This window comes from Streptomyces sp. NBC_00076 (assembly GCF_045041235.1).
Lineage (GTDB): Bacteria > Actinomycetota > Actinomycetes > Streptomycetales > Streptomycetaceae > Streptomyces.
On the sequence record NZ_CP108242.1, the window covers coordinates 7,731,131 to 7,754,635 of the forward strand.

A 23,505-nucleotide genomic window follows, 5' to 3' on the forward strand; every position below is an offset into this window, starting at 1 on the left:
CGAGGTGGGCGCGAAGGTGGCGTTGGCGGGGGCTTCGGGGCTGCGACGTGTCGGGCGGCCGAGCTCTTTCGGTCTCCTGGCCACAAGTTTCTCTCGGTAACCCCGCCCGCGCTCAGTTGGTCCAGACTTGAACTGACGATGGAGTAAGTTTTTGGCTGTAAACGGAAAGTGTTTACCGTGAGGCAGGTCGGCCATGCATAGCATATTCGTCCGCAGAACGGTAGGGTTGAACGGTGCATTGGTCGGTTGATTTGGTCGGGGCCGGGGGTTCTTTCGGGTCTACCTTGCCCTCTGGATTCGGTCATAGTTGATGTTGGCCCTTGCAGCTTGTGGGAGCCGTGTGGGGAAACTATTCAGCCGCCTCGGTGGGAGCAAGACTGGTTCCGGTTGCCTTCGGTTGAGCTAGTTTGCGCCATAGGAATACAGCGGACATTCGAGGCGGGTTCATACGGGGAGGTAATCGAGCGATGAGGTTGGTCGAGCGGGCTGATGAATTCGCTCTGCTGCAGGACGTACTGTCGGGAATGGACGGCGCAATGTCCCGTGTTGTCGCCGTCACGGGGCCGGTGGCCTCAGGGAAGAGCGAACTGCTCAACTTCGTCGTTGACCGGGCGGAGTTGGCGGGTTGGACGGTCCTGAAGGCGGCCGGACTGCGCGCGGAGCGGCGGACTCCGATGGGGGTGCTGGGCCAGCTGCTGCTGGACAGTCACCTGACGCCGGAGGAATCGGAGCGGGTGGACAAGCACCTCGACGACGCGCGTTTCACCGCGATGCTGCGCGATCCTGACTCGGAACAGGAGGAGCACGTCAGGCCCCGCACCATGCGGTCGCTGACCACGCCGTTGGTGAACCTGGCGCAGAAGCGTCCCCTGGTCGTCGTCGTGGACGACGTCCAGTACGCGGACAACGCGTCGCTGCAGATCCTGCAGCACGCCCTGCGTGAACTGCGCACCAAGCCGGTGGTGTTCGTACTGGCCCAGAGGACCGCACCGCACCGGCCGCCGCGGCCCCTGTTCGGCGCCGAGCTGCTGCGCCACCCGGGACTGATCCAGGTGCCGCTCGCCATGCTCGGCGGACAAGGGGTCGAGGAACTGCTCGCCCAGTCTCTCGACGGCCGCGACGCTCACGCTCTGGCCACGGAGGTCCACCGCCTCAGTGGCGGAAACCCCCTGCTGGTGCGCGCCCTCGTCCACGACCTCACCTCCGACGGCACGGTGCGCGCCGCGCCGGTGACCGGCGCCGCGTTCGAGCAGGCGGTGCTCAGCTGCCTGTACCGGGCGGAGCCGGCGGTGCAAGCCGTGGCCCGGGGCCTGGCCGTGCTGGAGGAGAGCGCCGACCTGAACACCCTGGCCGGACTGCTGGACCTCGACGCCGGCACGGTCGAGCCGTGCCTGCGCGAACTGGCAGCCATCGGCTTGGTGGACGGCGCGGCGTTCCGCAGCCCGGCGGCCCGGGACGCGGTCCTCGAGGACCTGCCCGGCGAGGAGCGTGCCGGGCTGCACCGCCGCTGCGCCGTGCTGCTGAGACAGGAGGGCACCGAGGCGGCCGTCGTGGCACGGCACCTCGTCGCCGCGGACGACGCCGTCGACGCCGAGTTCGTGGACGTGCTGTGGGAGGCCGCCGTGCGGGCCCGCACCGCCGACGAGGTGGCCCTCGGCATCGCCTGTCTCCAACTCGCCGGCCGCTCCTGCGGGAACGGGCCGCGGCGCAGCGCCATCCTGGCCGAACTGACCCGGCTGACCTGGCGGTTACGGCCGTCGGCGGTCTGCACGCCGCTGCGCGCGATGCACTCCGCGTTCGACGAGGGATGGCTCGCCCAGCAGGAAGTGGCCACGCTGGTGCACAGCTTGCTGTTGCAGGGCCGGCTCGGCCCGGCCGTGGACGTCATCCGCAAGGCGCAGGGCGCGTACGGGGGCCAGGCCGCCGTCGACGTGGGCGTCCAGGACGCGCTGCGCACCGTCTACCCCGCGCTGCTCGACCATCTCGACCTCGACATGGCAAAGCACCACCCCGTTCGACCCGACAGTAATGATGTCATGGCCATGTCGGATCAGAACGTGGTGGGCCGGGCCGGCGCCGCCCTGACCGCGATTCTGACCGGCAGCAGGGCCGCGAACTGCGCGGACACAGCCGAGCACATCCTGGAGGGCACGCGCCTGCGCGGCTGCACGGTCCAGGCGCTCCTCCAGGCACTGCAGGTCCTGCTCTACGCCGACCGGCTGGAGCAGGTCGCGCACTGGAGCGAGACCCTGCTGCGGGAGGCCGGCAAGCTCGGCATCCCAGGCTGGCAGGCGCCGCTGTCCGCGCTGGCGGCCCAGGCGGCGCTCCGGCAGGGCAACCCCGCGGACGCCGTGCGGCACGCCGGCAACGCGCTGATGTGGATGCCGCCGCACACCTGGGGCGTGGCCATCGGCTCCCTGCGGGCCATCCTGATCGCGGCGCACACCGCGATGGGGGAGTACGAGCAGGCGGCCGAGCACCTCGACCAGCACGTCCCGGACAATCTTGCGGAGACCCGCTTCGGCCTCGAACTGCGTTTCGCGCGCGCTCAGTTCTACGCGGCGGTGGGCCGCAGCCGGCCTGCCCTGGAGGACTTCCTCGCCTGCGGCGACCTCATGACGCACTGGGGCATCGACCAGCCCGGCTTCCTGCCGTGGCGGACGGCCGCCGCCGAGATGCATCTGCGGGCCGGCCGGCATGCCGAGGCCGAACAGCTCGCCAGGGAACAGCTCACCCGCTGTCGGCAGGGCCCGTCCCGCACCCGCGCCCTGACCCTGCGGGTGCTGGCCGAGGCGTCCGGGCTGCGCCGCCATCATCCCCTGCTGCGCGAGGCGGTGGAGGAACTGGAGGAATGTGAGGACCGGTTGGAGCTGGTCCGGGTGCTGGGCGCGCTGAGCCGGTCGTACCACGCGCTGGACGAGCTCGGGCAGGCCCGCATGATGGCCCGGCGCGCCTGGCACATCGCGCGGGACATCGGGGCGGAGGCGTTGTGCTCCCAGCAACTGCTGCCCTGCGGCGAGAAGGAGACGGGCGGTGAACCGGAGGCCCCATCCGACGGCGGCGTGGCCGACGAACTGACCTACGCCGAGCGGCGCGTGGCCTCGCTGGCGTCCTTCGGGCACAGCAATCGGGAGATCGCCAGGAAGCTCTACATCACGGTCTCCACCGTTGAACAGCACCTCACCCGGGTCTACCGCAAGCTCAACGTGTCGCGGCGCAAGGACCTGCCGCACGAGCTGTTCGCCGACATGGCCAGTTGACCGGTCGGAAGGGCACGGACCCGTCGCGGCGGTGGTATCCGTCCCGGACCATCACACGGAGTGGGAGGCGACAACCTCGCCGTCTCGTACCGTTACGACGTGGTCGGCCAGCCGGTCCGCGAGCTCGGGTGAGGCGGTGGAGAACAGCACGGTGCCGGTCGAGGCGGAGAAACACTTCAGCGTGCGGGAGATGATCGCTTCGGACGTCTCGTCCACGCCGTCGAAGGCATCGCGCAGCAGCAGCAGCCGGGGCAGGCGCACCAGGGCCTCGCCCAGCGCCACCCGGCTGCCCTCGCCGGGCGGCAGGGTGCCGGTCGCGGCGTGCTCGACGGCCCGCAACTCCAGCACGTCCAGTAGCTGCCCCGCGCGGTCGTACGCCGTTTCCTCGTCCAGGCCGTGTGTGACGCCGGCCTGCGCGAGGGTGTCGTGGACCGATGTCTCCGGCGGCGGCGCCGTGCCGGGCACGAGGCCCACCAGCCGCGCGCGCGCCTCCGGGTCCTCGGCCGGGTCCACGCCGTAGACCTTCACGGAGCCCGGCGGGCGGTCCCCCTCGAGCAGGCCGGACAGGAAGGCGGCCGCCGACCCGTCCTCGGACACGGCCGCGGCGCACACTCGGTGCGGAATCCGGAAGGTGTGCTGCTCGCTCGGCACCCCGTCGGCTCCGTCGTGCGCCCAGTGGTGCACCTCCAGGGCGGCCGTCGGTTCCCGGGCGTCCTGCCCGGACCCGCTGCCAGGGCGAGGGTCGTGCACCGGGAACCACCGGCCGTCCGCCCCTGAATGCATGGAATCTCCTGTCAATAGTAGTGGTTGACGTTGCCCGAGCGATGTTCGATTTTCAAGCAGATGGCCGGGTGTGTGCCTGTTTCGGGGGAAGTCGCGGCTGCGGATCCGATCTTCTCAGGTTTCACCTTGATTTCGTACAGTCTTCGGAACCGATAGGACGCAACTAAAGTAGCCGGTACACCCCGCAACATGTACCGCGCATCTTCCGGCTGTCTCAGTGTCAACGTTGCCTCGGACAGGTATACGGTTCGGGTTCGCGGAATCGTACACACTCGCTGATCGGGTCTACCGACGAGTTTCGGTCATGTCCATGTACGTGCTGGTGCCCGGGCGTAAGGGTTGGTCAGGGGTTTCCCCGCACCCTGGGGTGCGGACACAATCGAGGGACCTACTGCCGGACCGGCTCTCAACTCGGGCAGAGGAGAACCCCGTTGGTCGCCCTCAACAGCACTTTGCGCCCCGCGACGGATTGCGTCACCATGCTGGGCCCGGACTTTCCATTCCCCTACGACGACTGGCTGTCCCACCCCGACGGTCTGGGGCGAATACCCGATGAATACCGGGGAGTTCCAGTCGCGGTTATAGGCGCGGGAATATCGGGTCTGGTCACCGCCTACGAGCTGATGCGACTGGGAATGCGGCCCGTCCTCTACGAGGCGGGACCGATCGGTGGCCGTATGCGCTCACCGGCCTTCGACGGCCGCCCCGACGCCACCGCCGACCTGGGCGCAATGCGCTTCCCGTCCTCGGCCACGGCCTTCAACCACTACTTGGAGCTGGTCGGCCTCGAAACCCGCCCGTTCCCCAACCCGCTGTCCTCCGCCAGCGGCAGCACCGTCATCCACATGGGCGGCGAACGGCACTATGCCCGCTGCCCCGAGGAACTCCCCGACATCTACCAGGAGGTCGGGGCCGCATGGGACAAGGCCCTCCAGGAGAAGGCCGAGTTCTTCGCGATGAACGACGCGATCCGCCGCCGCGACACCGCCGCCATCAAAGCCATCTGGAACCCGCTGGTGCGCGACTTGGACAACGAGTCGTTCCACGGCTTCCTCGCCCAGGCCCCCACCTTCCAGTCCTTCCGGCACCGGGAAATCTTCGGCCAGGTCGGATTCGGTGCGGGCGGCTGGGACACCGACTACCCCAACTCCATCCTGGAGATCCTGCGAGTCGTCTACACCGGCGCCGAGGACGATCACCGCCTCATCGTCGGCGGCTCCCAGCAACTCCCGCTCGGCCTGTGGGCCCACCGGCCCGACGACCTCGCCCACTGGCCCGCCGGCACCTCCCTGGAGTCCCTGAACCACGGCGCTTCGCGCGGCCGGGTCCGCGGCATCGAGCGAACCGCCGACGGCATCCGCGTGCACGGCATGGACGGCACCGCCGCCGTCTATCCGGCGGTCGTCTACACGCCCCACAAACGCACGCTCGTCACCAACGTGCGCTGCGCCGCGTCCCTGCTTCCGCAGCCGGTGTGGACGGCCGTGGAACGCAGTCACTACATGGGCTCCTCCAAGCTCTTCGTCCTCGTCGACCGGCCCTTCTGGCGCGAACGCGACCCCCGGACCGGCCGCGAGGTGATGAGCACGACCCTCACCGACCGCATGCCGCGCGGCGTCTACCTTTTCGACGACGGCCCCGACCGGCCGGGCGTGATGTGCCTGTCGTACACCTGGAACGACGACTCGCTGAAGATGGCGCCCCTCACCGTCGAGGAGCGGCTGGTGAGCGTCCTGGACGTGCTGTCCGAGATCTACCCCGAGGTCGACATCCGCTCCCGCATCATCGCGCCCCCGCGCACGGTGACCTGGGAGACGGAACCGCACTTCATGGGCGCCTTCAAGGCGAACCTGCCCGGCCACTACCGCTACCAGCGGCGGCTGTTCACCCACTTCATGCAGGACGAGCTGCCCGGCCACCAGCGGGGCCTGTTCCTCGCCGGCGACGACGTCTCCTGGACCGCGGGATTCGCCGAGGGCGCGGTGACGACCGGACTCAACGCCGTCTGGGGCGTCATGAACCACCTGCGGGGCGTGACCCGGCCGTCCAACCCCGGCCCCGGCGACCTCTTCCACGCCCTCGCGCCGGTCGACCTGCCCGACGACTGAACCCCGCACACCCCCCACATGCCTCGGTCCCGGGAGTCTCCTCCCGGGACCGAGGCATGTGGTGTCCGGCAGGACCGTCAGCTCTGCGCGCGGCGCAGGAAGCCGCGGATGCCCAGCGTGCCGAAGAGCGCGATCGAGCCGACCAGCACCAGCAGCGACACCGTCAGCGGCATGTGCTCCCCGTCCGCGGCCGTGACCGCGCGGATGCCCTCACTGGCGTACGACAGCGGATTGGCGCCGCAGATCACCTGGAACCAGCGCACCTCGTTCAGCGCGCTCAGCGGGAACTGGGTGGAGCCGGTGAACAGCAGCGGCATCAGCACCAGCGTGAACATCACGTCCACCTTGTCGCTCGGCACCGACGTGCCGAGCACCAGCCCGATCGCCGATCCGGCCAGCGCGCCGAGCGTGGCGATCATCAGCGCGCCCGCGATCTGGGTGGCCGACCACGACAGCCCGAGCAGCGCCAGCCCCACCGGCGTCATGATCGCCGAGGCGACGAAGCCGTAGGCGGCGCCGAAGACCATCTTCTCCGCCGCCACCAGTCGCAGCGAGATCGGCGACAGCAGCCGGTCCTCGATCTCCCGCGTGTACGAGAAGTCGACCACGAGCGGCAGGGCCGTATTCTGCATTCCGCCCAGGAATCCGTTGAGGGCGAGAATTCCCGGGAGCAGTACGGAACTGTAGTCGCCCTTCACATAACCGGCGTTGCTCAGCAGCACACCGAACACGAACAGCGTGGAGAGCGGCTGGATGACGGCCTGGCCGACAAACGTGGGGAACTCGCGCAGGGTGACGAAGACATCGCGCCACATGATGGCGCCGAACGTCTGGGCCTGCCGTACGCCCGTAGAGTTCATCGCAGGCTCTTTCCGGTGAGATGGAGAAAGACGTCCTCCAGGGACGCCCTTCCGATGCCGATGTCGATCACACTGTGGTCCTGCCCGGTCAGCACCGCGAGCGCCGACGGCAGCACCCGCACAGGGTCGGACTCGGTGTGGACGCGGAACCGGTACGGGCCCGGGGAACCGTGCGCGGCGGAGCCGTCCTCGGTCTCGACCCGCCCCACGTCCGGCAGTTCCGACAGGAGCTTGACCACCTGCTCCGGGCCCTGCGGCGACTCGACGGTCAGCGACAGCGGCGCGTGCTCGGGCAGCAGCCGGCCCAAACCCCGCGGGGTGTCCAGGGCCAGCATGCTGCCCCGGTCCACGATGCCGATCCGGTCACAGAGCTTGGCCGCCTCGTCCATGTCGTGCGTGGTGAGGACCACCGTCACGCCCTGCTCGCTGAGTTCGGCGACCCGTTCGTGCATGAACAGCCGCGCCTGCGGATCCAGACCGGTGGCCGGTTCGTCCAGGAACAGCACGCTCGGCCGGTGGATCAGCGCCCGGGCGATCATCACCCGCTGCACCTGACCGCCCGACAGGTCGTCGACCTTCGCCTTCCGGTAGTCGGACAGCCCCATCCGCTCCAGCAGTTCGTCGGCCCGCAGCCGGCGCTCCGCCCGCGGCACCCCGTGATAGCAGGCGTGGAACACCAAGTTCTGGCGGATCGACAGCGACCGGTCCAGATTGTTGCGCTGCGGTACGACCGCGAGCACCCGCTTGGCCTGGCGGGGCCGGGCCACCACATCCACCCCGTCGATCTCGATCCGACCCGAGGTCGGCAGAACGCGGGTGGTCATCATGCCCACGGTGGTGCTCTTTCCGGCGCCGTTCGGCCCGAGCAGGCCGAACACCTCACCCCGGTGCACATCGAAACTGAGACCGTCCACCACGCGCCGCGAATTCGGCGAATACTGTTTTACCAGCTCTGCAACCCGGATAGTCTTATCCACTCTCATAACTTTAAAGGCGATCCGAGAACGGCAGAACCCCTGTCTGTGGGCGGGCATAGGGGGTTCATAGGGGTGCGCCCCCGGTGATTCCGGCTGTTAGCCTGCGTAGGCATTTTGGGGAGCCCTGCCCGGAAAGCGGGCAGGTGCGGCCTTTTTTCAGAGGTTATTCGGTCCCGTGCTACGGAGTGAAGCAATGAGCGACTTCGAGGAATTCGCAGACCGTTCCGGGGACGGCGACGCCACCACGGACGGCAGCGCCGCACACGTGCGGGCGGAACTCGCAGGGCGGCTCGGCGGACGCTCCGTGGCCCAGCAGGAACGCATCCTCCGCGCCATTGTGGCCGAACAGGTCACCGCCGTCCTCGGCGACCGCATGACCGGCGACGCGACCCGCCCCTTCCTCGACCTCGGACTCGACTCGCTGACCGCCGTGGACCTGCATGGCCGGCTCCAGCGGGCCACCGGTCTCGCCCTGCCCGTCACCGTCGTCTTCGACCACCCCAGCACCGGCACCCTCGCCCGCCACCTCCGCGCCCTCCTCCTCGACGACACCGACGACGCCCAGGGCCTCACGGCCGCTCGCCCCGCCGACGACGACCCGATCGCGATCGTCGCTATGAGCTGCCGCTTCCCCGGCGACGTACGCTCACCCGAAGACCTCTGGCGCCTGGTCGCCGACGGCGTGGACGCCGTCACCGACTTCCCCGCGAACCGCGGCTGGGACACCGACGCCTTCTACGACGAAGACCCCGACCGCCCCGGCACCAGCTACGTCCGTCAGGGCGGATTCCTGCACGACGCCGACGAGTTCGACGCCGCGTTCTTCGGCCTCTCGCCACGCGAGGCGCTGGCGATGGAACCCCAGCAGCGACTGCTCTTGGAGAGCGCCTGGGAGGCGTTCGAACGGGCGGGCATCGACCCCGCCACGCTGCGCGACTCGGACACCGGCGTCTTCGTCGGCGCCGAGACCCAGGAGTACGGCCCTCGGCTGAACGACGCCTCCGACGGTCTGGAGGGCTACCTCGTCACCGGCACCGCCGCCAGTGTCGCCTCCGGCCGCATCGCCTACACCCTGGGCCTGCAGGGCCCCGCCATGACCGTCGACACGGCCTGCTCCTCGTCCCTGGTCGCCCTGCACCTGGCGGTACGGGCCCTGCGCCAGGGTGAGTGCTCCCTGGCCCTGGCCGGCGGCGTCGTGGTGATGGCCTCTCCCGGCTCCTTCCTGGCCTTCAGCCGGCAGCGGGGGCTGGCGGTGGACGGGCGGTGCAAGGCGTTCGCCGCGGCTGCGGACGGCACCGGGTGGGGTGAGGGTGTCGGGCTGCTGCTTTTGGAGCGGTTGTCCGACGCGCGGCGGAACGGGCATCGGGTGCTGGCGGTGGTGCGGGGTTCGGCCGTCAATCAGGACGGGGCGAGCAATGGGCTGACGGCTCCCAACGGGCCGTCGCAGCGCCGGGTGGTCCGAGCCGCTCTGGCTGACGCCGGGCTGACGCCGGGTGACGTGGACGCGGTGGAGGCGCACGGCACGGGGACCAGGCTCGGCGACCCGATCGAGGCGCAGGCTCTCATCGCGACGTATGGGAAGGAGCGGGCTGAGGGGCGTCCGCTGTGGCTGGGGTCGTTGAAGTCGAACATCGGGCACACGCAGGCCGCCGCCGGTGTCGCCGGTGTCATCAAGATGGTGATGGCGATGCGGCACGGGGTGCTGCCGCAGACGTTGCACGTGGACGCGCCGAGCTCGGTCGTGGACTGGTCGGCCGGGGCCGTTGAGCTGCTGACCGAGGCCCGTGAGTGGCCGGAGGATGACCGGCCACGCCGGGCCGGCGTGTCGTCGTTCGGCATGAGCGGGACCAACGCGCACGTGATCGTGGAGCAGGCGCCGGCCGAGGAGCAGGACGAGCGTGACGTGACCACCGAACCGGTGGTGCCCGGTGTGGTGCCGCTGGTGCTGTCGGGGAAGTCGCAGGAGGCCCTGCGGGACCAGGCGGGGCGGCTGCGAGCCCGCCTGCGGGCCGAGGCCGATGTCGAGCCGGCCGATGTGGCCCGGTCGTTGGGGGTCGCGCGGTCGCGGTTCGGGCATCGGGGCGTGGTGCTGGGCCGGGGACGCGACGAGCTGGTGGCCGGACTGGAGCGGCTGGCCGAGGGGGAGCCCGTCGCGGGCTCGGTGGTGACGGGGTGGGCCGTCGGCGATGCTGTACGACCTGTCTTCGTGTTCCCCGGGCAGGGGTCGCAGTGGGCGGGCATGGCGACCGAGCTGCTGGATGCGAGTCCGGTGTTCGCGGCCCGGATGCGGGAGTGCGCCGAGGCGCTGGGCCCGTTCGTGGAGTGGGACTTGTTCGAGGAGCTGGGCGGGGAGAACTTCGATCGGGTGGACGTGGTCCAGCCGGTGCTGTTCTCCGTGATGGTGTCCCTGGCGGCGCTGTGGCGGGCGGCCGGCGTGGAACCCGCCGCCGTGATCGGGCACAGCCAGGGCGAGATCGCAGCCGCGTGCGTCGCGGGCGCGCTGTCGCTCGAGGACGCCGCCTGGGTCGTCGCCCTGCGCAGCCAGGCCATTGTCGAACTGTCCGGCCGGGGCGGGATGGTGTCGGTGCCGCTGCCGGTCGCGGACGTGCGGGAGCTGCTGGCGACGTGGGGCGACCGGGTGGAGGTCGCCGCCGTGAACGGGCCCGCGCAGGTCGTGGTGTCCGGTGAGCCGGAGGCGTTGCGGGAACTGGTCGCGCACTGCGAGGAGCGGGACATCCGGGCGCGCACCATTCCGGTCGACTACGCCTCGCACTCCGCCCAGGTGGAGACGATTGAGGAGCACCTCGCGCGGGTGCTGGCACCGATCGCGCCGAGGACGCCCGATGTGCCGCTGTTCTCGACGCTGACCGGGGCGTGGCTGGACGAGCCGATGGACGCGAACTACTGGTACCGCAACCTGCGGCACACGGTGCGGTTCGAGGAGGCCACGCGCGGTCTGCTGGCCGAGGAACACGACCTGTTCCTGGAGATGAGCCCGCACCCGGTGCTTACCGTCCCGGTGCAGGCCACCATCGACGAAACCGACGCCGGTGCCGCCGCTCTGGGCACGCTGCGGCGTGGTGACGGCGGGCCGGAGCGCTTCGTGAACTCGCTCGCCGAGGCGCACGTGCGCGGCGCCGAGCTGGACTGGGAGGCGCTGTTCCCGGGGGCCCGGACGGTCGATCTGCCGACGTACGCGTTCCAGCGGGAGCGTTACTGGCTCTCGGAGCCGTCACCCGGTGCGGGCGCCGGGTCCGGTGCCGGGACCGGCGTCGACGAGGTCGAGGCGCGGTTCTGGGAAGCCGTGGAGCGGGAGGATCTGGAGGAGCTCACCTCGACGCTCCGGGAGGTCGACGAGGGCTCGCTGGGTGCCGTGTTGCCGGGACTGTCGGCTTGGCGGCGGCAGCGGCGGGAGCGGGCCGTGGTGGACGGCTGGCGGTACCGGGTGGCCTGGAAGCCGCTGAGCGGCGGGCTGCCGACGGTCGCCTCGCCGGGGCGCTGGCTGGTCGTGGTGCCCGAGGCGGTGGCCGGTCATGGCTGGGCCGCCGGGGTCGGTGAGGCGCTGCGGGACGCGAGATCCGAGACGTGTGAAGTGCGGTTGACCCGTGGTGAGTTGACGCGGGCGGTGGTGGCTGAACGGCTGAGGGGGTTGGTGGAGGAAGCAGGGGCGGAGTTCGCGGGTGTGGTGTCGCTGCTGGCCCTCGACGGGGCTTCGCCGGACAGGGTGTCCGCCGGGCTGGCCGGCACCCTGGCGTTGATCCAGGGGCTCGACGACGCCGGGATCGAAGCCCGGCTGTGGGCGGTGTCGTGCGGTGCCGTGTCGACGGGGCGCAGTGATCGGCTGCGGGAGCCGGTGCAGGCGCAGGTGTGGGGGATCGGCCGGGCGGTGGCGCTGGAGCGACCGGATCGGTGGGGCGGGCTGATCGATCTGCCGGAGGCCTTTGACGGGCGTGCGGGGGCCCGGCTGGCCGGGGTTCTCACGGGTGCGGGCGATGAGGATCAGCTCGCGGTTCGTGGCTCCGGGGTTTACGTCCGGAGGTTGGTGCGGGATACGGCATCGGGTGGCGCCCTGCCCGTGGACGGTGGCGCGACGGGGTGGTCGCCGCGCGGGACCGTGCTCGTGACCGGAGGTACGGGGGCGCTGGGTGGGCATGTGGCCCGGCGGCTGGCGCGTGAGGGGGCCGAGCATCTGGTCCTGGTGAGCCGTCGGGGCGCAGAGGCGCCTGGAGCGGATGAACTCCGGGCCGAGCTGGAGGGGCTGGGGACGCGGGTCAGTGTCGTGGCCTGCGATCTGGCCGACCGGGGGGCGGTTGCCGGGCTGCTCGAGTCTCTTGGAGTCGGTGAGAAGAGCGGCGGTGACGCCGGCGGCCCGGCCGCGCTGACGGCTGTCGTGCACACCGCGGGCATTCTGGACGACGGCATCGTCGACGCGCTCACGCCCGAGCGGCTGGATGCCGTACTGCGGCCCAAGGCCCAGGCGGCGGCCATACTGCACGAGCTGACACGCGAGCTGGACCTCGACGCGTTCGTCCTGTTCTCCTCGGCCTCCGGTGCCTTCGGCAGCGCGGGACAGGCGAACTACGCCGCGGCCAACACCTACCTCGACGCGCTGGCCGAACAGCGTCGCGCCGACGGCCTGCCCGCCACCTCCATCGCCTGGGGAACCTGGGACGGCGGCGGTCTGGCCGACACCGCCGTACGCGCCGATCGTGCCCGGCGCGACGGCATGCCGCCGATGGACCCCGAACTCGCGGTGTCCGCGATGTGGAGAGCGGTGGCCTCGGGAGCGGCCACGGAGGTCGTGGCGGCCGTCGACTGGGACACGTTCCTGCCCGGATTCGTCGCGGCGCGTCCCAGCGCCCTCTTCTCCGAGCTGCCCGAAGTGCGCCGGCAGACCGAGGCCGCCCGCGACGACCAGCGGGGCCGCCCGGAACACCCGGCCCCCGGCTCCGACTGGGCCGGCCGGCTGGCGGCGCTGGACCCGGCCGAGCGCCGCACCGCCCTGCTCGCGTTCGTCCGCTCGCACGCCGCGGCCGTACTCGGCCACGCCTCACCCGAGCGCGTCGAACCGGAGCGCGCCTTTCGTGAATTGGGTTTCGACTCCCTGACGGCGGTGGAGCTGCGCAACCGTGTCCAGGCCACGACGGGGCTGCGACTGCCCGCCTCGCTCGTCTTCGACTACCCGAACTCCGTCGCGCTCGCCGACCACTTGGAACGAGAGGCCTTCGGAGAGCGGGCCGGGACCGGTCAGACGCGCGGCAGCCTGGCCGTCCGGGACGTCTCGGACATGCCCGGAACGAGCGGTCCCGGCGACTCCGACGCGATCGCCATCGTGGCGATGAGCTGCCGGTTCCCCGGTGACGTACGGTCGCCCGAGGACCTGTGGCGCCTGGTCGCCGAGGGCCGGGACGCCATGGGCGACCTCCCGGCCGACCGGGGCTGGAACATCGACACCCTGTACCACCCGGACCCCGACCACCCCGGCACGACGTACGTCCGCGAGGGCGGCTTCCTCTACGACGCGGGCGACTTCGACGCGGACTTCTTCGGGATCTCGCCGCGTGAGGCGCTGGCGATGGATCCGCAGCAGAGGTTGCTGCTGGAGACGGGCTGGGAGCTGTTCGAGCGGGCCGGCATCGCCCCCCTGAGCCTGCGCGGCAGCCGTGGCGGAGTCTTCGTCGGCTCCAACGGGGAGGACTACGTCTCCCGCCTGAACTCCGTCCCGCAGGACATCGAGGGCCACGTACTGACCGGCAACGCGGTCAGCGTGATGTCCGGGCGGCTGTCGTATGCGTTCGGGCTGGAGGGGCCGGCGGTGACGGTGGACACGGCGTGCTCGTCGTCGCTGGTCGCGTTGCATCTGGCGGCGCAGGCGTTGCGGCAGGGAGAGTGTGAACTCGCGGTTGCCGGTGGGGTGACGGTGATGTCGTCCCCGGAGACGTTCGTGGAGTTCAGTCGTCAGCGGGGGCTGGCGGTGGACGGGCGGTGCAAGGCGTTCGCGGAGGCTGCGGACGGCACGGGGTGGGGTGAGGGTGTCGGCCTGTTGCTCCTGGAGCGGCTCTCCGACGCCCGGCGCCATGGGCATCCGGTGCTGGCGGTCGTCCGCGGCTCGGCCGTGAACCAGGACGGCGCCAGCAACGGCCTCACAGCGCCCAACGGCCCCTCCCAGCAGCGGGTGATCCGGGCTGCGCTGGCGAACGCGGGGCTGGCGTCGGGTGATGTGGACGTGGTGGAGGCGCACGGGACTGGTACGACGTTGGGTGACCCGATCGAGGCGCAGGCGCTCATTGCGACCTATGGGCGGGAGCGGTCGGAGGATCGGCCGTTGTGGCTGGGGTCGGTGAAGTCGAACATCGGGCATACGCAGGCTGCCGCGGGTGTGGCCGGTGTGATCAAGATGGTGATGGCGATGCGGCAGGGTGTGTTGCCGCGGACGCTGCATGTGGATGCGCCGAGTTCGCATGTGGACTGGTCGGCTGGTGCGGTTGAGCTGCTGGCCGAGGCTCGGGAGTGGTCTGAGCGGGCGGACGTGCCGCGTCGGGCGGGTGTGTCGTCGTTCGGTGTGAGCGGGACGAACGCGCATGTGATCGTCGAGCAGGCGCCGGCCGAGGAAGAGGCGCCCGTGCAGGCTGTCTCGGCCCCGCTGCCGACGGACTTCGTGCCGTGGGTGGTGTCCGCGCGTGATGCGCAGGCGTTGTCGGCTCAGGTGGAGCGGCTGCGGGTTTACGTCGGCTCGCGTGACGACCTCGATGTCGGTGACGTGGGGTGGTCGTTGTTGTCCGGGCGGGCGGTGCTGGAGCACCGGGCCGTAATTCTCGGGCGCGGTCGCGAGGACCTGCTGGGCGGTCCGGTGATCTCCGGGTCGGTGGTCGAGGGTCGGCTCGGGGTGTTGTTCACCGGGCAGGGCAGTCAGCGGCTGGGGATGGGGCGGGAGTTGTACGACGCTTTCCCGGTGTTCGCGGATGCGCTGGATGAGGTGTGTGCGCACTTCGATCTGTTGCTGGAGCGGCCGTTGGCCGAGGTGTTGTTCGGCGAGGACGCCGATGCACTGGAGCAGACCGGGTACGCGCAGCCGGCGTTGTTCGCGGTCGAGGTGGCGCTGTTTCGGCTTGCGGAGTCGTTCGGGTTGCGGCCGGAGGTTCTTGGTGGGCACTCGGTGGGTGAGCTGGTGGCGGCTTATGTGGCGGGGTTGTGGTCGCTTCAGGATGCGGTGCGGCTGGTGGCGGCCCGGGGCCGGTTGATGCAGGCGTTGCCTGAGGGTGGCGCCATGCTCGCGGTGCAGGCTGCTGAGGAGGATGTAGCGCCTTTGCTGGAAGGTGCGGTGGGTGTGGCGGCGGTGAACGGGCCGTCGCAGGTGGTCCTGTCCGGTGACCGTGCCGCCCTGGAGGCTCTCGCGGAAACCTTCAAGGCTGAGGGTCGTAAGACGCGGTGGCTGCGGGTCTCGCATGCGTTCCACTCGCCGTTGATGGAGCCGATGCTGGATGACTTCCGGCAGGTGGCCGAGGGGCTCGCCTACGAGGCGCCGAGTCTGCCGGTCGTGTCGAATCTGACGGGTCGTATGGCCACGGCGGAGGAGCTTCAGGACCCGGGGTACTGGGTGCGGCACGTCCGTGAGGCGGTCCGCTTTCACGACGGTCTGACCACCCTGGCGGCCGACGGTGTCACGACCGTCGTCGAGCTGGGCCCGGACGCGGTGCTGACCGCGATGGCCCACGACACCCTCACCACCCCCGAAGCCCAGGCGGGTCTGATCGCCGCCCTGCGCAAGGACCGTCCCGAGGCCGACACCTTCCTCAGGGCTCTGGCGCAGGCGTTCGTGCGAGGTTCGACCGTCGACTGGGCGCCCCTCTTCACGCCCACCGACACCCGGCGCCGAGTCGACCTCCCCACCTACCCCTTCCAGCACCACCGCTACTGGCTGGAGGACACTCCCTCGGCCCCGGTGTCGCTCACCTCGGCCGACGAAGGGGAGGCGCGGTTCTGGAAGGCGGTCGAGGAAGGGGATCTGGCGGGCCTGGCGGCCGAGTTGGGCGCGGAGGGGAGTGACACGGCGCTGGACGAGCTCGTGCCGGTGCTGTCCTCCTGGCGTCGGCAGCGGCGGCAGGATGCGGCCGTCGAGCGGTGGCTGTACCAGGAGTCGTGGAAGCCGTGGACGGAGCTCGCTCCGGCGGCGTTCACGGGCACGTGGTGGGTGGTCGTATCGGAGGACGGGGAGCGTCACCCGTGGGCCGCGGCGGCGGTCGCCGCGCTTGAGGAACGGGGCGCTCGGGTGCGCCGGATACCGGTCGCCGGCGAGGAGCTGGAGCGGGGGGCGCTGGCTCGGCGCGTACGGGAGCTGATCAGGGAGGGGGGCGGTGAGGCGAGCCCTCGGGGCGTGCTGGCGCTGCTCGCCCTCGACGACTTCGCGAGTGCCGCGCATCCGGCCGTGGCGGTCGGTCTGGAAGGCGTGCTCGCTCTCGTCCAGGCGCTGGTGGACGTCGATGTCGAGGTTCCCTTGTGGGTCGCCACGAGCGGTGCGGTGTCCACGGGCCGCTCGGATCGGCTGACCGCGCCGTCGCAGGCTGCCGTGTGGGGCATGGGTCGGGTGGCGGCTCTGGAGCAGCCCCGGCTGTGGGGCGGCCTCGTCGATCTGCCGGCCGAGCCGGACGAGCGTGCCCGAAAGCGGCTGGCGGACGTGCTCGGCGCGGCGGCCGGTGAGGATCAGGTGGCGGTGCGTGGGTCGGGGGTGTTCGTGCGGCGTCTGGTGCGTGCGCCGCTCGGTGCCGTGTCGGGTGATGAGGTGTGGTCGCCGCGGGGCAGTGTGCTGGTGACGGGTGGTACGGGTGCTCTGGGAGCGCATGTCGCGCGGTGGCTGGTGCGTGAGGGTGCCGAGCACGTCGTACTGACGAGCCGTCGGGGTCCGGAGGCGCCCGGTGCTGGGGAACTCACCGCGGAGTTGGAGGAGTTGGGTGCCCGCGTCACTGTGGCGGCCTGTGATGTGGCCGATCGGGAGGCACTGGCCGAACTTTTGGCGGCGATCCCCGCGGACGTCCCGCTCACCGGTGTGTATCACACGGCCGGTGTTCTCGACGACGGCGTACTGGACGGAATGACGGCCGAGCGGTTCGCCACCGTGTTCCGGCCCAAGGTGCAGGCGGCCCAGAACCTGCACGAGGTGACGCGTGAGAACGAGAACCTGTCGGCGTTCGTGCTCTTCTCCTCCGTCGCGGGCTCGCTCGGTGTCGCGGGACAGGGCAACTACTCGGCGGCGAACGCGTACCTGGACGCCTTCGCGGCCCACCGGCAGTCACTCGGTCTGCCCGCCGTGTCGCTGGCCTGGGGGCCGTGGGCGGAGGGCGGTATGGCCGTGGACGGCGGGGTGGTGGAGCGCAGGGCGCGGGAGAGCGGTATGCCCCTGATGGCCCCCGAGCCGGCCGTCGCCGCGATGGCGAGGGCCGTGACCGTGGGCGCGCCGGCCGTGACGGTCGCCGACGTGGAGTGGGAGCGCTGCGCGCCGGGCTACGGCACGGCCCGGCCGTGCCACCTGTTCGACGAACTTCCCGAGGCCCGCCGCCCCGCCGCCGAACGCACCGGCACGGACGCGGCCACCTCCCCGTCGTCCTTCGCCGACCGCCTGGCGGCCCTTCCGGCGGCGGAGCGCGCAAGGGAACTCCTCACCCTCGTGCGCACCCGCACGGCCACGGCGCTGGGCTATCCGCAGTCCAGGACCCTGGACGTCACCCGGCCCTTCAAGGACCTCGGCTTCGACTCGCTCACCGCGGTCGAGCTGCGCAACCTCCTCGAGGCAGCCACCGGGCTGCGCCTGCCCGCCACCCTCGTCTTCGACCACCCGACACCGGCCGCGCTCGCAGACCACCTGCGCGACGAGTTGCTCGGTACCCAGCACGACGACGACCCGTCCGCCGCTTCGCACGGCTCGCCCGCGGCCGACGACGACCCGATCGCGATCGTGTCGATGAGCTGCCGGTTCCCGGGCGACGTGCGCTCCCCGGACGACTTGTGGCGGCTCCTGAGCGAGGGCTGGGACGCGATCGGCGACATGCCCGAGGACCGGGGCTGGAACGTCGACACGCTCTACCATCCGGACCCCGACCACCCCGGCACCAGCTATGTTCGGCAGGGCGCATTCCTCTACGACGCCGACGAGTTCGACGCCGGGTTCTTCGGGATCTCGCCGCGTGAGGCGCTGGCGATGGATCCGCAGCAGAGGTTGCTGCTGGAGACGGGCTGGGAGCTGTTCGAGCGGGCCGGCATCGACCCCACAACGTTGCGCGGCAGCCGCACCGGCGTCTTCTCCGGGACCAACGGCCAGGATTACGAGGACGTACTGCGCAACGCCGCCGACCGTGGCGAGGGCTACTCCGGTACCGGCAACGCGGCGAGTGTCGTGTCCGGGCGGCTGTCGTACGTGTTCGGTTTCGAGGGGCCGGCGGTGACGGTGGACACGGCGTGCTCGTCGTCGCTGGTCGCGTTGCATCTGGCGGCGCAGGCGTTGCGGCAGGGCGAGTGTGAACTCGCGGTTGCCGGTGGGGTGACGGTGATGTCGTCCCCGGAGACGTTCGTGGAGTTCAGTCGTCAGCGGGGGCTGGCGGTGGACGGGCGGTGCAAGGCGTTCGCGGAGGCTGCGGACGGCACGGGGTGGGGTGAGGGTGTCGGTCTGCTGCTTTTGGAGCGGCTCTCGGATGCGCGGAAGAAGGGCCACACGGTCCTGGCGGTGGTGCGGGGTTCGGCCGTCAATCAGGACGGGGCGAGCAATGGTCTGACGGCTCCCAATGGGCCGTCGCAGCAGCGGGTGATCCGGGCTGCGCTCGCCAACGCCCGGCTCGCACCCGAGCAGGTCGACGTGGTGGAAGGACACGGGACTGGTACGACGTTGGGTGACCCGATCGAGGCGCAGGCGTTGCTGGCCACGTACGGGCGGGGTCGGTCGGAGGATCGGCCGTTGTGGCTGGGGTCGGTGAAGTCGAACATCGGGCATACGCAGGCTGCCGCGGGTGTGGCCGGTGTGATCAAGATGGTGATGGCGATGCGGCAGGGTGTGTTGCCGCGGACGCTGCATGTGGATGCGCCGAGTTCGCATGTGGACTGGTCGGCGGGTGCGGTTGAGCTGCTGACGGAGGCTCGGGAGTGGTCTGAGCGGGCGGACGTGCCGCGTCGGGCTGGTGTGTCGTCGTTCGGTGTGAGCGGGACGAACGCGCATGTGGTTCTGGAGCAGGCGCCGGCCGTGGAGGAGCCTGCTTCGGCGCCCGCTCCGACGGGCGTGGTGCCGTGGGTGGTGTCCGCGCGTGATGCGCAGGCGTTGTCGGCTCAGGTGGAGCGGCTGCGGGTTTACGTCGGCTCGCGTGACGACCTCGATGTCGGTGACGTGGGGTGGTCGTTGTTGTCCGGGCGGGCGGTGCTGGAGCACCGGGCCGTAATTCTCGGGCGCGGTCGCGAGGACCTGCTGGGCGGTCCGGTGATCTCCGGGTCGGTGGTCGAGGGTCGGCTCGGGGTGTTGTTCACCGGGCAGGGCAGTCAGCGGCCGGGCATGGGGCGGGAGCTGTACCAGACGTTTCCCGTTTTCGCGGATGCGCTGGATGAGGTGTGTGCGCACTTCGATCCGTTGCTGGAGCGGCCGTTGGCCGAGGTGTTGTTCGGCTCTGAGGCTGAGGCGTTGGAGCAGACCGGGTACGCGCAGCCGGCGTTGTTCGCGGTCGAGGTGGCGCTGTTTCGGCTTGCGGAGTCGTTCGGGTTGCGGCCGGAGGTTCTTGGTGGGCACTCGGTGGGTGAGCTGGTGGCGGCTTATGTGGCGGGGTTGTGGTCGCTTCAGGATGCGGTGCGGCTGGTGGCGGCCCGGGGCCGGTTGATGCAGGCGTTGCCTGAGGGTGGCGCCATGCTCGCGGTGCAGGCTGCCGAGGAGGATGTAGCGCCTTTGCTGGAAGGTGCGGTGGGTGTGGCGGCGGTGAACGGGCCGTCGCAGGTGGTCCTGTCCGGTGACCGTGCCGCCCTGGAGGCTCTCGCGGAAACCTTCGCGTCTGAGGGTCGTAAGACGCGGTGGCTGCGGGTCTCGCACGCGTTCCACTCGCCGTTGATGGAGCCGATGCTGGATGACTTCCGGCAGGTGGCCGAGGGGCTCGCCTACGAGGCGCCGAGTCTGTCGGTCGTGTCGAATCTGACGGGTCGTATGGCCACGGCGGAGGAGCTTCAGGACCCGGGGTACTGGGTGCGGCACGTCCGTGAGGCGGTCCGCTTCCACGACGGTCTGACCACATTGGTGGGAGAGAACGTCACGACCGTCGTCGAGCTGGGTCCGGACGCGGTGCTGACTGCGATGGCTCACGACACCCTCACCACCCCCGAAGCCCAGGCGGGTCTGATCGCCTCGCTGCGCAAGGACCGTCCGGAACCGGACGCTTTCCTGGCCGCCCTGGCCCAGGCCCACGTCCGAGGCGCGACCGTCGACTGGACCCCGCTCCTCGCCCCCACCGAGGCCCGCCGCCGCATCGATCTGCCCACCTACCCCTTCCAACGCGACCGCTTCTGGCCCCGCCCCGCCCTGGCCGTCGCAGGCGACGTGACCGCGACCGGTCTGGAGGCCGCCGGGCACCCGCTGCTGGGGGCCGCTGTCGCGTTGGCCGACGCGGACGGGTTCCTGTTCACGGGGCGGCTGTCGGTGCAGACGCACCCGTGGCTGGCGGATCACGCGGTGGCCGGGCGGGTCGTGCTGCCGGGGACGGCGTTCGTCGAGCTCGCGGTGCGGGCCGGGGACGAGGTCGGGTGTGGGCTGGTGGAGGAGCTGACGTTGCAGGCTCCGCTGGTACTGCCGGACCAGGGCGGGGTGCGGGTGCAGGTCACCGTCGGGGCCCGGGACGAGACCGGGCGGCACGCGGTGAGTATTCACTCGCGGGACGAGAAGGCGATCGGGGGGGCGTGGACGCGTCATGCGACGGGTTTCCTGGCCGCCGCGGGCGCCGAGCCGGTGGTGTCTTGGGCACAGGCCGAATGGCCGCCGGCCGGGGCGGAACCGGTCGTCGAGGGCGCGGCGCTGTACGAGCGGCTGGCGGAGACGGGGTACGGCTACGGGCCGGTCTTCCAGGGGCTGCGGTCGGCGTGGCGGCGCGGTGAGGAGCTGTTCGCCGAGGTCGTACTGCCCGAGGAGTTCCGGGAGGAGGCCGGCGCCTTCGGTCTGCACCCGGCCGTCCTGGACGCGGCCCTGCACACGACGGTCCTGCTGCCGGGCCGTGGGGACGGTGACGGGGCGGGGCTGGGGCTGCCGTTCTCGTGGTCCGGGATCGCGCTGCACGCCGTGGGTGCCGCGGAGGTCAGGGTGCGGATGGTCGCCGCCGGGGCGGATGCCGTGTCGCTGAGCCTGGCCGACAGGGCCGGGCGACCGATCGCGTCCGTGGAGTCGCTGGTGTCCCGGCCGGTGTCGGCGGAGCAGCTGGGCGGCGGCTCGGTCGGTGACTCGCTGTTCCAGGTGGAGTGGCGGGAGCCGGCTGAGGGTGTGGCCCAGGCGTCGACGCGAGGCTGGGCCCGGGGCGACCTGGCGGTCGTAGGGGCGGGGGCTGCCGTGCCCGGTTCCGTCGTTGCGGCCGGTGCGGAGCACTACCCCGATCTCGCGTCGCTGGCCGCGGCCGTGGCGGAGGGGGCCGAAGTGCCCGGGACGGTGCTGTGGGCGCCGGACGAGGGCGCCCCCGGGATCGGTGAGGTGCTGCGGGTCGTCCAGGCGTGGCTGGCGGACGAGCGGTTCGGCTCCGCCCGGCTCGCGGTCGTGACGTCGGGCGCGGTGGCGGCCGGGACCACGGTGCCCGATCCGGCGGCCGCGGCGGTCTGGGGTCTGGTGCGGTCGGCGCAGGCCGAGCATCCGGGCCGCTTCGTCCTCCTCGACGTCGAGGAGCCAGGGGCGGCGATGGAGCCACCGGTGGCGGTGGCGCTGGCGTCCGGTGAACCGGAGGCGGCCGTGCGCGGCGGAGTCGTACGGGTGCCCAGGCTGGCACGGGTCGGCGTATCGACGTCGGAAAGCGGTGCGCCGGACCTGGTGGGTGGTGCGGACGGCAGCGCACCGGATTCCGCCGGTGCCGGAGCATGGGGTGCGGGCACCGTCCTGGTGACCGGCGCATTCGGCGGGCTCGGCCGACTGGTGGTGCGGCATCTGGTCGAGCGGCACGGCGTACGCGATCTACTGCTCGTGTCGCGCAGGGGTGAGGACGCCCCGGGCGCCGACGATGTCCGCGCGGAGCTGGTGGAGCGCGGTGCGCGCGTGACGGTCGCCGCCTGTGACGTGGCCGATCGCGCCGCGCTGGCCGGCCTGCTCGACGGTGTCGGCGACCTGTCGGCGGTCGTCCATGTTGCCGGTGTCCTCGACGACGGCGTGGTCACCTCGCTGACCCCCGAGCGCCTGGACACCGTATGGCAGCCGAAGGCACGCGCGGCGCTCCATCTGCACGAACTGACGGCCGACCGTGACCTGTCCGCGTTCGTCCTCTTCTCCTCGGCGGCCGGCGTCCTCGGCAGCCCGGGGCAGGGCAACTACGCGGCGGCCAACGCCTTCCTGGACGCCCTCGCCGCGCACCGCCGTGCGCGGGGCCTGCCGGCGGTGTCCCTGGCCTGGGGCCTGTGGGCGCAGAGCAGCGAGATGACGGGGAAGTTGAGTGGCGGGGACCTGAGCCGCATGGAGCGCGGCGGGGTGGCCGCGCTCACCTCCGAGGAAGGGCTCGCCCTGCTGGACGCGGTCATGACCCTGCCGCCGTCCGGGGACACCCCCGCCGTCCTCGTCCCCATGCGCCTGGCCGCGGCGTCCCTGCGCGCCGCGGCCGGAACGGGCGGACTCCAGCCCGTGTTCGCGGACCTGGTGCGGGTGCCCGTACGGCGGGCCGCCGTACGGCACGGGGACGCGGCGACGACGGCCGGTGAGAGCGGCGTTCCCGTCCTCGTCAGGAAGGTCGCCGGGCTCGACGCGGAGGAACGCAGGCGGGCACTGCTGGAAGAAGTCCGCGAGAATGTCGCCGCAGTACTCGGGCATTCCGGAATCGTGGCGGTCGGCGCCACCCGGGGATTCCTGGAACTCGGCTTCGACTCGCTCACCGCCGTGGAACTGAGGAACCGGATGAATTCCCTCTCCGGAATGCGCCTCCCGGCTACTCTCATATTCGACTATCCGTCCCCTGCGGCACTCGCCGACTATCTCGACGAAAACCTCCCCCGGGGCGGTGGCGAATCGGAAGCAGGGGTGGTGACGGCCGCCGGACCGCGGCCCGGTGGCGTGGTCGCGGAGCTGGACGGCCTAGAAGCGGCCTTGGCGGCGGGGGCGTTGGGTGACGATCACCGTACGGCCGTACGGGGCCGGCTGCGGGCGCTCCTCCTCCGGCTGGACGGCGAGGGCGAGCTCGCCGCGGCATCCATCGCGGTGAAACTGGAAGAAGCCGATGACGACGATATGTTCGACTTCATCGACAATGAACTCGGCGTTTAATGACTGGAATTTATCTGGAATTAATAGGGGTACCTAGGGGGAGGGTAGGGGTTGTTCGCCCTGCTC

At 71.1% G+C, this 23,505-nt stretch carries 6 protein-coding genes; 3 read left to right on the top strand and 3 right to left on the bottom strand.

Annotated elements, in window-relative coordinates; all coding sequences use genetic code 11:
* The first annotated feature begins 467 nt into the window (after positions 1 to 467).
* The gene (locus tag OHA64_RS35155; RefSeq protein WP_405620104.1) at positions 468 to 3,260 is read left to right on the top strand and encodes an AAA family ATPase; all 2,793 of its coding nucleotides are present in this window, start codon (positions 468 to 470) and stop codon (positions 3,258 to 3,260) included.
* 51 nt (positions 3,261 to 3,311) lie between these two features.
* Here the strand turns inward: OHA64_RS35155 and OHA64_RS35160 are convergent, their stop codons facing one another.
* Complete coding sequence (locus tag OHA64_RS35160) at positions 3,312 to 4,043, bottom strand: hypothetical protein (protein ID WP_405620106.1); 732 nt, start codon at positions 4,041 to 4,043, stop codon at positions 3,312 to 3,314.
* 479 nt (positions 4,044 to 4,522) lie between these two features.
* On the opposite strand from OHA64_RS35160, the gene OHA64_RS35165 reads away from it, so the two are divergent.
* Positions 4,523 to 6,151, top strand: coding sequence for a flavin monoamine oxidase family protein (locus OHA64_RS35165; protein ID WP_405620108.1), 1,629 nt, complete (start codon positions 4,523 to 4,525; stop codon positions 6,149 to 6,151).
* A 77-nt stretch (positions 6,152 to 6,228) separates the two neighbouring features.
* Here the strand turns inward: OHA64_RS35165 and OHA64_RS35170 are convergent, their stop codons facing one another.
* Both OHA64_RS35170 and OHA64_RS35175 read right to left on the bottom strand, forming a co-directional pair.
* Entirely contained in the window at positions 6,229 to 7,011 is a 783-nt protein-coding gene (locus OHA64_RS35170; RefSeq protein WP_405620110.1) for an ABC transporter permease, read from the bottom strand.
* Positions 7,008 to 7,928, bottom strand: a complete 921-nt coding sequence (locus tag OHA64_RS35175) for an ABC transporter ATP-binding protein (RefSeq protein ID WP_405620112.1) — start codon at positions 7,926 to 7,928, stop codon at positions 7,008 to 7,010. The genes OHA64_RS35170 and OHA64_RS35175 overlap by 4 nt, the downstream gene beginning before the upstream one ends.
* 397 nt (positions 7,929 to 8,325) lie before the next feature.
* Between OHA64_RS35175 and OHA64_RS35180 the strand changes: the two genes are divergently transcribed.
* Positions 8,326 to 23,439 carry a type I polyketide synthase gene (locus OHA64_RS35180; protein WP_405624244.1) on the top strand — a complete coding sequence of 5,038 codons (15,114 nt, stop codon included), beginning with the start codon at positions 8,326 to 8,328 and terminating at the stop codon, positions 23,437 to 23,439.
* The last annotated feature ends 66 nt before the right edge of the window (positions 23,440 to 23,505 follow it).

Coding starts and splice junctions, on each gene's coding strand:
- OHA64_RS35160 (WP_405620106.1), bottom strand. CDS start 4,043: ATGCATTCAGGGGCGGACGGCCGGTGGTTCCCGGTGCACGACCCTCGC.
- OHA64_RS35155 (WP_405620104.1), top strand. CDS start 468: ATGAGGTTGGTCGAGCGGGCTGATGAATTCGCTCTGCTGCAGGACGTA.
- OHA64_RS35165 (WP_405620108.1), top strand. CDS start 4,523: ATGCTGGGCCCGGACTTTCCATTCCCCTACGACGACTGGCTGTCCCAC.
- OHA64_RS35170 (WP_405620110.1), bottom strand. CDS start 7,011: ATGAACTCTACGGGCGTACGGCAGGCCCAGACGTTCGGCGCCATCATG.